The sequence below is a fragment of the Sedimentibacter hydroxybenzoicus DSM 7310 genome, assembly GCF_013403245.1.
GTDB classification, from domain to species: Bacteria; Bacillota; Clostridia; order Tissierellales; family Sedimentibacteraceae; genus Sedimentibacter; species Sedimentibacter hydroxybenzoicus.
The window spans coordinates 67,899-80,908 of sequence record NZ_JACBNQ010000003.1; the positions used below are offsets into that span (position 1 = coordinate 67,899).

The following is a 13,010-nucleotide window of genomic DNA, read 5'->3' on the forward strand; positions in this document are numbered from 1 at the left end:
TGGGTGGATAATTGTTTATTAGACTAAATGATGAGGAGATATGATTATGATAAATAGAGCAGTATTGATAGTACTTGACAGTGTGGGAGCCGGTGAGCTTCCCGATGCGGCCGACTATGGTGATGTAGGCAGCAATACACTAAAAAATATATACAAAAATAAAAATAATTTTTCGCTTCCTAACTTAGAAAATTTAGGGCTGTTAAATATTGATGGTTTTGAAGATATTAAAAAAAATGATTCATATATCGGCTCAATAGCTAAATGTAATGAGCAATCAAAGGGAAAGGATACCACCACAGGTCATTGGGAAATCAGCGGTATAATTTTGGATAAACCATTTCCCACATATCCTGATGGCTTCCCGGATGATTTAATTAAAGAATTTGAAAAGAGAGTTGGAAGAAAAACTATAGGCAATTGTGTGGCTTCCGGAACGGAGATAATCAAAGAGCTTGGCAAGGAACATGTTGAGACAGGCAGTTTAATAGTATATACCTCTGCAGACAGTGTATTTCAGATTGCAGCACATGAAGAAGTAGTACCTCTTGATGAATTATATAATATTTGTAAAATTGCAAGGGAGCTGCTTCAGGGAGAACACAGTGTAGGCAGAGTTATAGCGAGACCTTTCATTGGAACAGAAGGCAATTATACGAGAACAGGGAACCGAAGAGATTTTTCTTTGCTTCCTCCAAGTGACACGATGCTTGACTATGTAAAGAACAGCGATATGGATGTCTTTGCAATCGGAAAAATCGAAGACATATTTGTAAACAAAGGAATAACAAGATCAAACCATACTCATAACAACGAAGAAGGCATAGAAGCAACCATAGAAACGATTAAAGAGGATTTCAAGGGCTTGATATTCACCAATCTTGTCGATTTTGATATGATTTACGGTCACAGAAACAATATTGACGGCTATGCTGGCGCATTAAAATATTTTGATGATAAGCTTCCTGAAATAATTGAAAGTCTAAAGAATGATGATATCCTCATTATAACTGCTGACCACGGATGTGATCCTACAACAAAAAGCACGGATCATTCAAGAGAATATATTCCGTTATTATTTTACGGAAAAAATATAAAGGAAAACAATAATTTAGGGATTCTTGATTCTTTTGCAGATATAGGCAAAACAATACTCGAATTGCTGAGAATAGATAATAAAATTGCCGGAAACAGTGTAGCGGGAAATATATTGAGGTAATTATCCGGGTAATAGCCAAAATATATATTTATTCGACAAAATGTAATTATTTGCGAATAGTTGTGTTTATGTAGTTAGCGGCAGTTTTTGTTCTTCATTAAAGAATAGCATAAATCGGTGTATATAGAACAGGGCTGATTTATGCTATTAATATATATTAGGCATAGGTATTAAAAATATTCTTCTTTTATCTTTGCTACTATTTTTTTCATCCTGCCTATTGCCTGTTTACTTACTTTGATTATCTGCGCAGTTTCAGTATCAGAATAGTCATAAATAAAAATCTATGCGGGAGGAATTGTGTTGAAGAACAAAAAGATTATTATTATATTTATATTCGTATTAATCATATCGGGGTGTAGCAACAAGGATATAAAGAACAACGAAAATGGAATACCTGACAAAAATCTATATAATGCACTACTGGCTATTTCCGGAAATGACGCATTGTTTAGAGATGATTTTGTTGGAGAGACAGAACTTAATCTTTGGAATCTAAACATATCTACCATAGAAGGTTTGGATAAGCTGAATCTGTCTGATGTAAAAAAGCTGAACTTAGGTGAAAACAATATTGTTTCAATTAACTCCAAATCTCTTGAAGGTCTTAGAAATCTGGAAAAATTAGAACTAAACCATAACAATATGGAGAAAATCAGTATCAAAAATCTAAATAAATTAAAGGAACTTGATTTATCCGGAAGTAATTTTAAAAATCCGGATGACATGCAAATACAAAATTTAAATTCACTTGAAGAGCTGTTGATAGATGGAGCCTTATACTTTGAACTTGACAAAGGATTATTTGAAGGACTTGTCAGCTTAAAATATATACGTTTAACCAACAACGAAATAAAAAGTATAAAAAACAATACATTTGATGGATTGATCAAGCTTGAAAGAATTACTGCACATACCAGCAAAATAAGTACCATAGAGCCTTATGCTTTCGCGGGTGCCGTTTCTTTAAATGAATTGGAACTGTCAGACAATCAGCTAAAAACTTTTAATGTGTCAGATATTCCCAATCTTAAAAATCTTGGTTTAGCATCCAATTCACTACGTTCATTGCAAAACATCAGCTTTACCAGCTTTCCTGATATTCAGGAGTTGAATTTGAGTAATAACGGTATTGCTCATATTGATAAAACTGATTTTAAAAATGCAACAGGCTTGAAAATACTCACACTTGAAAGAAATCTTCTGTACGAGCTGCCGAGTGACGCTTTTTTATATTTAAACAGCTTGGAGCAGCTGTCTATCGGAAGAAATAAGATAGCAGAATTGCCAACCGGCATATTTTCAAAACTTAGCAGCCTGAAGCGCCTGTATCTTCATGAAAACAAGCTGACTCAATTCTCAAATGAATATATTGAAGGACTTGAAAATCTCGTATATTTGGATCTTTTTTTCAATGAAATTGAATATATTGATGATAACACGTTTAAGAGAATGGAGAATCTGCAATACCTTAACATAAGAAAAAACAAGCTGACATCACTCCCTTCGCTGAAAAACCTGATAAATCTTAAATCAGAAGACTTTCATAACGGAGATTACTATATGACAACAACGTTCATAGAAAATCAACTAACTAAAGATGATTTTATAAGCAACCTGCCTGAGCAGTTACTGTCGGATGAAAAGTGGCTTGAACCTGAGATAAGGCTCCAAAGCAATTAAGAAATATACGGCTATCTTAGCAGCCGTATATTTCTACCTTCTCTTATTTTTTTGTAGGAACTCTGAAGCTTTTGATTGAAAACCTATCGTTAAAATCATCGGCATTTTTTGCATTTCCGTAACCATTAACAGTTGACGGGTCATAAACCTTAAATGGAACAAGGCTTGAATCCGCAGGAAAATAGTTGCCATCAGGGTCGACAGCTACCTTGCCTTGAAATCCTCGAACAATTACAAAATGCGTACTCAAAGGTTTTCCTTTGCCATCATCTCCAAATAAAATAATTGGTTTTTTATTTAGCACTACATGGAGAAAAAGCTTGAAAGCAGCATCTTCAGCATCACTAACGCCTTCATGAGATATGTTGTATTTGGGCAGTTTAGACCAATCACAGTACAAATCCTTCATATTATAATCATTGTATAGTGTATTTGGTGGAATTTTTTCCAGCATTGCGCCGCAAGTAAGAGCACATCCTGAGGTGCCTATGGTAGATGTTTCTTGTCCTGTTTTTAAAACTAAGTCTTTCCAATCGTCTTCGTTCTGATAATATTGCTTTACATCAAGTGAGATGTTTATACTTTTATAACCCATATTAATCACTCCATATATTTTTTGTAAGACAAATAAATCTAATTTTTTTATTATGTTTGTATTAATTTGCCTTACACTATATAAAAAGATTATTTATTTCAAAAAGTAAACCTTTGAAAAAAATTTAATTAAAAAATATGCACGTTGAAGCAAGACAATAACATTGTATTTGTATAACTCAACCAAATATGGTTATTATAATTCATAAAAAGGAGGTAGTTTTTATGAAGAAAAGAATAACCATATTTTTTTTAATGGCGTTAATTTTAAATTTAATGATAGTGCCTGCATATGGAATTGAACCTGAAAGCTTACAGTCAAAAGCAGCTATTTTAATCAATGCTGATGATGGTAAAATATTGTTTGAAAAAAATGCACATGATAAAATGCAGCCTGCCAGCATTACTAAAATAATGCTGTTAGTTTTAATTTCAGAGAAGATGGATAACGGAGAAATAACTCTTGATCAAGAACTTACCGTTTCGGAAAATGCAGCAGGAATGGGAGGCAGCCAGATATATCTGGAGGCAAATGAAACTCAAAACGTGGAAAGCATGTTAAAGGCAATATCGATGAGATCGGCTAATGATGCTTCTGTAGCTATGGCAGAGTTTATGTACGGTTCTGTTGAAAGCTGTGTAAAGGCAATGAATGACAGAGCTAAAGAGCTGGGTATGAACGATACAAATTTTGTAAATGTTACCGGATTACCTGAGCCTGAGCATTTAACAACAGCAAATGACATTGCTATAATGTCAAAAGAGTTACTTAAATATAATTATGTAAATCCATACCTGTTAACATGGATGGATTCGGTGTATGTGGGCAAAGAAAAGGATTCAGAACAGGTATTGGTCAATACAAACAGATTAATAAATAATTACGAGGGTCTTTTAGGCGGCAAGACCGGTTATACGACAGAAGCAAAATATTGCTTGTCAGCAGCGGCAAAAAGAAATGATACGACACTTATAGCTGTTGTTTTAGGCTGCGACAATACTAAGGTAAGATTTAATGAAACTACAAAGCTGCTAAATGAGGGGTTTGCTAACTTTAAAAATATATTGTTTCATGAAAAGGACGAATTGATAACAACTTCTCCTGTTTACTGCGGAAAGGATGAAACATTTAATATAGTAAGCAAAGAAAATATCAATTATTTTACAGAAAGTAATTGCAAGGCAGAGGATTTTAATTTAGAATATGTAATAGATGAGAAATTAAAAGCCCCGTTAAATCAAGATGTAGCAATAGGAAAAGCAATGCTGTACAAGGATGGTCAGCTTCTTGGAGAATATGAGCTTTATCCTGAAAAAAACATTGAAAAAGAAGGGCTGTTTAAATTCTACCATAAAAATTTTTTAAAAAATTATATTAAGTAAAAATATATAATTAATTGAGGTTGAACAATGGATTATTCCGTAAGTTTAAACGTATTTCAAGGACCCTTTGATTTGCTTTATCATTTGATTGAAATAAAAGAAATCGATATTTACGATATACCCATATCGGAAATTACAGATCAATATATGGAATATTTAAACCAAATGATGCAGTTTAACATGAATGTAGCAAGCGAATTTATATTGATGGCTTCAACGTTGATCGAAATTAAATCACAAATGCTGCTTCCTCAAAAAGAAAAGGAAGAGGATCCGAGAACAGAATTAGTAAATAAGCTTTTGGAATATAAATTGTTTAAAGAAGCTTCAGATAAGCTTAAAAAATATGAATATGAAAGCAGTTATTATTATTCTAAGCCGAGAGAAGAATTGGCAATAACTTCTGATGTAAAGGTTGAACAGCTTTCATTGAATGAGTTAAATATTTATGAGTTGTACAATATTTTTATGTCACTTTTGAAAAATCAGAATTTGAAAGTAGTAGACGAAGAAAAACTTAAGGTTTACAGAGAAAATTACAGCGTGAAGGATTGTGTTGATGCATTGTTAAAAAGACTTAAAACTCATGGTCGTGTATCATTATTTTCAATATTTAATGAAGCGGAACAAATAACCAAGGAATATGTTATAACGACATTTTTAGCAGTTTTAGAGCTTTCAAACAAGCATGGCATTAAAATATTTCAAGACGATACATACAGCGATATAATTATACTTTCATAGGAGACAAGAATGAACATAAAGAGTGTTTTGGAGAGTTTACTTTTTGCATGGGGCGAGCCGTTAGGCTTAAGCGAAATTTCGAAAATATTAGATATTCCGGAAAGGCGTATTTCTGCTATATTTGATGAAATGATTGAAAATTCAACCAATAACAAGGACAGTGGTTTAATAATACAAAGATTTGGCAACTCATATCAGATAACCACCAAAAAAGAAAATTATATGTATATTCAAAACCTGCTGCAGACTACGGTTAACAAAAGCTTGTCTACCGCAGCCATGGAAACCCTGTCTATAATTGCTTACAAGCAGCCGGTAACAAGAGTTGAAATAGAATTAATCCGTGGAGTTAAATGTTCAAACGTAGTTAAGGGCTTATTAGACAAACAGCTTATAAAGGAAGTGGGAAAATTGGATAAACCGGGAAGACCGACTTTATACGCTACTACTGATGAATTTTTAAGACATTTTGGCTTGAATTCCATAGATGAACTACCAAGCTTAAATATTGAATCCGAGGAGGAAAAAGCAACGTAAGACGTTGCTTTTATTTTATACAATGGGAATATGGATATTTTTAATCATAGTCGGGGGACTGTTTTTTATTTATTTCAATCTCAGGATAGTATGTAAGGCAAATTTAACATACTCTTATTTGAGATTATATATAAATTTAAGTATTTTAAAAAAAATATATACTTTGGATAAGAAGTTTTATTACTTTGATTTTATTAGCAAATCCACAAAACGATATGAAGATATCAAAACAAAAAAATATTTTCCTTATTTAAAGAAATTAGCTAAGGTCAGAAGGCTTTTTATAATTAAAAATATACTTCTTTATCCCGAATGCTTCGACAATCTATCATCCTTCGCTATTGAATTTACTATAGTAAATAATGTAATTAAACGACCCCTGCTTAGGATATAAACTTATTTAAGAGGTGTGAAGTTTGAAACTACCTAAAGTAGGTAGTAGCTTATACCATATTTTTTATTTCAAAGAATTACATAAATGTGCATAATATAGGCGGAATAAAATAGTTCAAATAAAAGATGTATAATACATATTTTATTTGAACTATTTTATAAATTTTGTTGCAAATCAAAAATAAAAATGGTCTATATATATGAAAGACATAATTATACAGCATTTGGATGTTTACGATTATCTTTCAATATTCTGGTGTAAAATATATATTATTAGTATTATTTCTTTATCTGATATTGTTCTAAAATAAGTTTAAATTATATGAAACTTTTTATACAAATATATCGTTATATATATAAACTGCCTTTTTCTACTAAAAACAATGGAGTATAATTCTTCTGCCGAATCCTTTATTGTTAAAAGCATCGGGTATTTTGAAGGTGATTCAGGTACATATTATAGTTACGGGATAACTGCTGCATATAACGGTGATGGTTATGATACTTATTATACATTCAAAAGTCCTAGTCAAAACAATTAATTATTAAATAGTGTTTTTAAATATTAAAGGAGGCGAATTATATGCAAATTAAAACATGGATAAAGCATACATTAATCTATACACTTGTTCTGACGTTTGGTTTAATATTAGGATTTTCAGGTCATGTATCAGCAAATTCATATCTTAACCAAAGTTTTATGCCAGCACCGGAGTATCCTAAGAACGAGTATGGAGAAACATATGGATCTGCGCTAAAAGCAACTTCACCAGCTAATGAGCCGGATCTTATTAAGGCGATTGGTGAAGATGGAACTATTGGGTATGTGAGAAATTCAGATCTTGTCGGGAAACAGCCCAAAACTCCAGAAGAAGCTATAAAAATGAATACAGAGGCTTGTGAAAAAGAGATTAATCTTTATGCTTCGGACGGTAAGACAGTCATAGGTAAATTTAAAATTATAAAAGGGATATTAGAAGAAAAGAAATAAATATCAATAAAACGGAGAATGTCGTTTTGGACGTATTTAAGAATCCTGTATATTACGAAATTATAACTACCAACGAATAAAAATATCAATGTTTAGGTTTTTATTCTTGGTAGTTTTTAATTAAATAATTAAATAATATATCAAAAAATGGTATTTTATATGATATGATATCTATAAAACTGATAAATTAGATATGGAATGATATAATATAAAAATATATTTTAAAAATGTGCCCATGTATATGATTAAGTAAGGCACTATTGAAATGCATATGATAAATGGGGGAATAACTATGACTATTGCAATTATAACATCTATTAAAGATGAGAATGAAAGAAGGTTTATTGAAGAATTGTATGTAAAACATAATAAGGTTATGTGGAAATATGCAATGAGTTTAACAAAAAATAAAGATGAAGCCGATGAACTAATCCAAATTTCTTTTGAAAAGATAATACGATGCATTGATGCTGTTAAAAAAATAAATTGTTGCAAAATGGATTCTTATATGGTCTCCATAGTTAGGAACTCTTATTATACACTTTTGGTAAAAAAATATAAAGAAAAAGAAAATATAAAAGATATAGATAGTGCCGAGTTAGCTGATTTAGAGTCACATGATGATTATGAAAGTGTGTTAGAAAAAAATAGTACCTCTGATATTATATCTGCGTTAGAAAATATGCCTGATAAATATAAGACGGTTCTGAAATTAAAGTATGTTCATGAATTTGATGATGAACAAATAGCTAAAACTATAGGTGTGCAAACAAACAGTGTTAGGATGTACAAAACAAGAGCATTAAGGATGCTTGCAGTTAGGCTGAAGGGAAGTGAATGTAATGAAAAATAACTTTAATGATGAATACGGAGAAATATTACTTAGAAAGGCTGCAATACTTTTATCTGAAGAAGATAAAAAAATATATGAAAAATTTCAAAATGATGAAACTATAGTTAATCCGAATCAGGAAGAATTAGATATAAAAATACTAGGAATGATAAAAGACTATGAGAAAAAAGAGAAAAGAAAGAAAAATTTTATACTATTAAAAAAAGTCTCCTTAAAAGTCGCGGTTTTTATTGGGGTGCTTGCGATAGGTTTCGCAATAACATTTACCACAGTAGAGGCATTTAAAGTAACTGTTCTAAATTTTATTTTTGAGCAAAAAGAAAAGTTTACTTTAATATCATTATCGGATAATAGTAACGGTGATATTCAAACAAAATTGGATACAAAATACTATCCTCATTATTTACCGGAAGGTTATGAGATTAAAAATACATTTATTACTGATGTCAGGGTTGAAATATTATATGCAAATAAAAATAATGAAATATTTAGTTATAGTTATTTTGGAACTGATGCAGAAACAGGAATAGATACAGAAAACAGAACCATAACGAATGTTGGTATCAATGGATTTGAGGGAAATATATTTAGCAAAGATGGACATAGGATTTTAGTTTTTAATTCAGATGAATATATTTTCGTAGTGGATGGATATATGACGCAGGCAGAAATTATTAAAGTTGCGGAAAGTATAAAAAAATAGTTCATATAAAAATAAAAGCTAGATAAATATACGGCTTTTATTTTTTGAGAATTTTTCAAATATTGTTGCAAATAAAAAAAAAGAATAGTCTATATGTATGAAGTATAAATATAAATAGTAAGATTATTGCGAAATATTCCATTTATTCGGAGGTGATTTTATTGCTTATAGATTAAAGATTAGTAATTATTTAGTATTATTAGGTCGTATATAAAATCTGGAAACAATAAGGAGCTAATTATGAAAAATATGTTAAAAATCATCTTAGTTTTTATCTTAATTTTTGCATTATCTATGAATGCATTTGCGTCAACTGTTGGAATTCAATGGGATTATTTAGTTAAAGTAATATCTGAGTTAAGTATAAGTGATTCAGGTACTGCATATGGATCAGGAACAGCATCCACTAGTAATTTGGGTTATGTTGTATCAGTACAGGTAAATTTACAACAGTTAAAATCCAGTGGTTGGACTACTATAAAAACTTGGAACTGTTCTGACTCAGGAGGATGCAGTGTTGGAGGTTATTATGCCGTTATTTCTGGATATGACTACAGGACTGAGGTGATTGCAACAGTTTACGACGAGGATTATAATAAGCTAGAAGAAAGTAAAGTATATTCGAGCGTAAAACATTATTAAATAAAAGTAATTCACTTTGCATACTATATCGATGTTAATAAATATACTATCATCAAAAATCAACGTTATGTAGAGTGGGATAATTAATATAACCTTTTTATTTCATGTCCATATATTGATTGTTAATAAATTGCCACTGGATATTTATTTTACTCAAAAAAGTGTATAGAAAATTAATTAAGCATCTAATTAGGATTGAATTCTGTATTGAACAGAACTCAATCTTTTTATTTTTTTAATATTATAGTATATTCTTGCAAATACTTTAAATATAGCTTTTTATTTATATTTCTTCTGAATTCAGGGCATACTTATTACGTAAAAACAACTTAGAAAGGGGATACCATGAGTAACGATATTGAAAGTATTATAAAAACAACCTTGGATAATATCAATAATCTGACCGAAAATGAAAAGCTTATAAGCAGCAGGATTACATATGACAATACAAATTATCTTGCTATTTCCAAACTCAATATGAATTTTGTAATAGGAGGAAGTGACATAGACAAGAAATTCAGAAGTGTTGATCTTAAACCCTTTGCAGGAGCTGCCTACGTTAATTTACAGTTGAATCCGCAAATTCTGATTTATGAAACAAATAATAAAGATGTGAGGACGATAAATATTAACAATGAAACAACTGCAGGTGATATTACATCATCAATATTGAATATAATGACATTCATAAAGGAAATAAGGGAGAAAAGAGATTGTGATTTATAAGAAATTTAAAATTTTATTGCACTTACAGTATAAGCGACCGATGCCAAAACGGAAGATTTGGACCGTTTGCTTAATAACGTCATGCTTTTTATTATATAGCAGCTTCCTTCATAAGGCAGAGGCAATCCCTGATATTTACGCTCAGTCATACATAGTGGTGGACGCAAAATCAGGGCGAATTATCGGTTCAAAAAACCCTGACACAAAATTACCCATAGCAAGTACAACAAAAATAATGACGGCTATTTTAGCTATTGAAAGCATCGAGGATTACGATAAAAAAATTGAAGTTCCGGCTTCTTGTGTTGGGATAGAAGGTTCAAGTATATACTTAAAACCAAAGCAAAAAGTATCTATCAGAGATTTACTGTATGGCACGATGCTTCGTTCAGGCAACGATGCCGCACAGACCTTGGCAGAATTTGCGGGAAGAAATAATGACGGTGGGTTTATTGAAATGATGAACTCAAGAGCAAAGGAACTGGGGGCATTCAACAGTAATTTTGTTAATCCCCACGGGCTGAACAGCGACAATCACTATTCAACCGCATATGATTTAGCGTTAATCAGCAGCCATGCAATGAAAAATGACCTGTTCAAAGAAATTACTTCTGCGGAAAAATATAAGGCAGACAGCTTAAATACTTATCTTTATAACAAAAATAAAGTAGTTTATGAATATGAATACGGAACGGGAATTAAAATAGGTTATACAAAAGCAGCGGGGCGATGCCTGGTTGCATCTGCTGAAAAGGACGGTACTGAGATTATTGTGGTTGTGCTTAACGACAACAATTGGTTCCAGGACAGCTATAAAATATTTGACTGGGCATTTGAAAATTATAAAAGCTATCAAATAGTTGAACAAGGACAATTTGCCGGCAGAGCTGCAGACGGAACACCTGTTTTCATCGACCGGAGCTTCAGTTATATATTGGCAGATGAAGAAAAAGATAAATTAAGATTTGAAAGTGAAATTACTGTTCCGCACATTATAAATAATCGAAGAACAAACATATGCGGTACATTTAGAGTTTATATCGGAGATGAGATAATTCATACAGGAAGCTTAGTAAGTGATTACTAAGCTTTTTTTATTTGCTGTTAATAAAAATATATAATATAATATATAAAAAATATGCAATTAACAGGAGTTTAATTTGGAAAGATTACAAAAATATATTGCAAGCTGCGGCATTACCTCAAGACGCAAGGCTGAGGAATTAATTATAAACGGTCATGTTAAAGTAAACGGCATAACAATAAACGAGCTTGGTACGAAAATCGATCCCGGTAAGGATATTGTCACCGTTAGCGGCAAACGAATTACCGAAAAAAATGATTTCGTCTATATTAAGCTTAACAAACCAACAGGTTATGTAACGACTGTTAAGGATCAATTTGGACGCAAGACTGTCTTGGATTTAATCGATATAAAAGAAAGGATTTACCCTATAGGACGCCTTGATTTCAACACTTCAGGACTTTTATTATTAACTGACGACGGAGAGCTTGCAAACAAGCTTATGCATCCCAAGTACCACATTTATAAAACTTATTCAGCAACCGTCAAGGGACAGGTTGGCGAAGGAAGCTTACAAAAGCTCAGAACAGGTGTACATATAGAGGATTATACAACATCTCCGGCTAAGGTTAAATTAATTGAGTTTAAAAATAATAAATCTGTTGTTCTTATTAGCATCTATGAAGGGAGAAACAGACAGGTCAGGAAGATGATGGATGCAGTGGGTCATCCTGTTTTGTCCTTAAACAGAATATCATTTGGTGAAATTGATTTATCAAATTTGAAGACGGGAGAATGGGCATATTTAAGTAATGACGAAATTAATTTTCTTAAAAAGGAGAAATAAAATTGATAGATGATAAATATGGAAAAATAGTTTGTTTTATTCATAATTTAATTAAAATGAGCTACATGGGTAAGGACAATTTAAATTTAGTCGATGCAACCTGCGGTAACGGATTTGATACATTGTTTTTATGCAATGTTGCAGGAAAAACAGGTCACGTTACCGGCTTCGATGTACAGAGTGAGGCAATCGAGCGAACAAATGATTTGTTAAAAGGAAGCTTAGATTACATCAATTACAGGCTGATTAACGACTCCCATGAATTTATAAGCAAATATATTTCTTCCCTTGATGTATGTATATTTAATTTAGGTTATCTGCCTCAATTTGATAAAAAGATAAAAACTGATGGAGATACGACTGTTGCAGCAATTAACAGCTTGATCCCGTTATTAAATAAAAACGGAAGGATATATATAACCGCATATATTACTCACGACACGGGAGAAGAATATACAAAAATCTCTGAATTTTTAGCTTCTCTAAACAACTCTGAATACAACGTACTCCACATCCGCTTAATTAATAAATCAAACAATCCTCCCGAAATATTTATTGTAGAAAAAAATGCATGATAGGTTTAAAAACTGTCCTGCATTTTTATTGTTTTACATACGGTTTTTATAAAAGTAATACGTTTTCTTTAGTTGTTTTTGCATACAATGAATCGA

General features: G+C 31.5%; 14 protein-coding genes. 13 read left to right on the top strand and 1 reads right to left on the bottom strand.

Features of this window, described 5'->3' with window-relative positions; genetic code table 11:
• Window positions 1-49 precede the first annotated feature (49 nt).
• Both HZF24_RS05180 and HZF24_RS05185 read left to right on the top strand, forming a co-directional pair.
• On the top strand, window positions 50-1,219 hold the full coding sequence (locus HZF24_RS05180; RefSeq protein WP_179237347.1) for a phosphopentomutase: 1,170 nt from the start codon (window positions 50-52) through the stop codon (window positions 1,217-1,219).
• Window positions 1,220-1,522: 303 nt separating this feature from the next.
• On the top strand, window positions 1,523-2,902 hold the full coding sequence (locus HZF24_RS05185) for a leucine-rich repeat domain-containing protein (protein WP_179237219.1): 1,380 nt from the start codon (window positions 1,523-1,525) through the stop codon (window positions 2,900-2,902).
• A gap of 43 nt (window positions 2,903-2,945) precedes the next feature.
• Here the strand turns inward: HZF24_RS05185 and HZF24_RS05190 are convergent, their stop codons facing one another.
• On the bottom strand, window positions 2,946-3,497 hold the full coding sequence (locus HZF24_RS05190; protein WP_179237220.1) for a hypothetical protein: 552 nt from the start codon (window positions 3,495-3,497) through the stop codon (window positions 2,946-2,948).
• Between the two features lie 224 nt (window positions 3,498-3,721).
• Between HZF24_RS05190 and HZF24_RS05195 the strand changes: the two genes are divergently transcribed.
• The 11 genes from HZF24_RS05195 (at window position 3,722) to HZF24_RS05245 (ending at window position 12,914) form a co-directional block, all read left to right on the top strand.
• Window positions 3,722-4,879: a D-alanyl-D-alanine carboxypeptidase family protein gene (locus HZF24_RS05195; RefSeq protein ID WP_179237221.1), complete on the top strand. Its 1,158-nt coding sequence runs from the start codon at window positions 3,722-3,724 to the stop codon at window positions 4,877-4,879.
• A gap of 27 nt (window positions 4,880-4,906) precedes the next feature.
• Window positions 4,907-5,623 carry a segregation and condensation protein A gene (locus tag HZF24_RS05200; RefSeq protein WP_179237222.1) on the top strand — a complete coding sequence of 239 codons (717 nt, stop codon included), beginning with the start codon at window positions 4,907-4,909 and terminating at the stop codon, window positions 5,621-5,623.
• Between the two features lie 9 nt (window positions 5,624-5,632).
• Window positions 5,633-6,160 carry an SMC-Scp complex subunit ScpB gene (scpB, locus tag HZF24_RS05205; RefSeq protein ID WP_179237223.1) on the top strand — a complete coding sequence of 176 codons (528 nt, stop codon included), beginning with the start codon at window positions 5,633-5,635 and terminating at the stop codon, window positions 6,158-6,160.
• Window positions 6,161-7,136: 976 nt separating this feature from the next.
• Window positions 7,137-7,544, top strand: coding sequence for a peptidase M56 BlaR1 (locus HZF24_RS05210; RefSeq protein ID WP_179237224.1), 408 nt, complete (start codon window positions 7,137-7,139; stop codon window positions 7,542-7,544).
• Window positions 7,545-7,836: 292 nt separating this feature from the next.
• Entirely contained in the window at window positions 7,837-8,397 is a 561-nt protein-coding gene (locus tag HZF24_RS05215; protein WP_179237225.1) for an RNA polymerase sigma factor, read from the top strand.
• On the top strand, window positions 8,387-9,100 hold the full coding sequence (locus HZF24_RS05220) for a DUF4367 domain-containing protein (RefSeq protein ID WP_179237226.1): 714 nt from the start codon (window positions 8,387-8,389) through the stop codon (window positions 9,098-9,100). The genes HZF24_RS05215 and HZF24_RS05220 overlap by 11 nt, the downstream gene beginning before the upstream one ends.
• Before the next feature lie 240 nt (window positions 9,101-9,340).
• The gene (locus HZF24_RS05225) at window positions 9,341-9,742 is read left to right on the top strand and encodes a hypothetical protein (protein WP_179237227.1); all 402 of its coding nucleotides are present in this window, start codon (window positions 9,341-9,343) and stop codon (window positions 9,740-9,742) included.
• A gap of 345 nt (window positions 9,743-10,087) precedes the next feature.
• A complete protein-coding gene (locus tag HZF24_RS05230; RefSeq protein ID WP_179237228.1) occupies window positions 10,088-10,468 on the top strand; it encodes a hypothetical protein in 381 nt (126 codons plus the stop codon).
• A gap of 40 nt (window positions 10,469-10,508) precedes the next feature.
• Window positions 10,509-11,555, top strand: coding sequence for a D-alanyl-D-alanine carboxypeptidase family protein (locus HZF24_RS05235; RefSeq protein WP_179237348.1), 1,047 nt, complete (start codon window positions 10,509-10,511; stop codon window positions 11,553-11,555).
• Between the two features lie 73 nt (window positions 11,556-11,628).
• On the top strand, window positions 11,629-12,339 hold the full coding sequence (locus tag HZF24_RS05240; RefSeq protein WP_179237229.1) for a pseudouridine synthase: 711 nt from the start codon (window positions 11,629-11,631) through the stop codon (window positions 12,337-12,339).
• A 2-nt stretch (window positions 12,340-12,341) separates the two neighbouring features.
• On the top strand, window positions 12,342-12,914 hold the full coding sequence (locus HZF24_RS05245; RefSeq protein ID WP_179237230.1) for a class I SAM-dependent methyltransferase: 573 nt from the start codon (window positions 12,342-12,344) through the stop codon (window positions 12,912-12,914).
• Window positions 12,915-13,010: the final 96 nt, after the last annotated feature.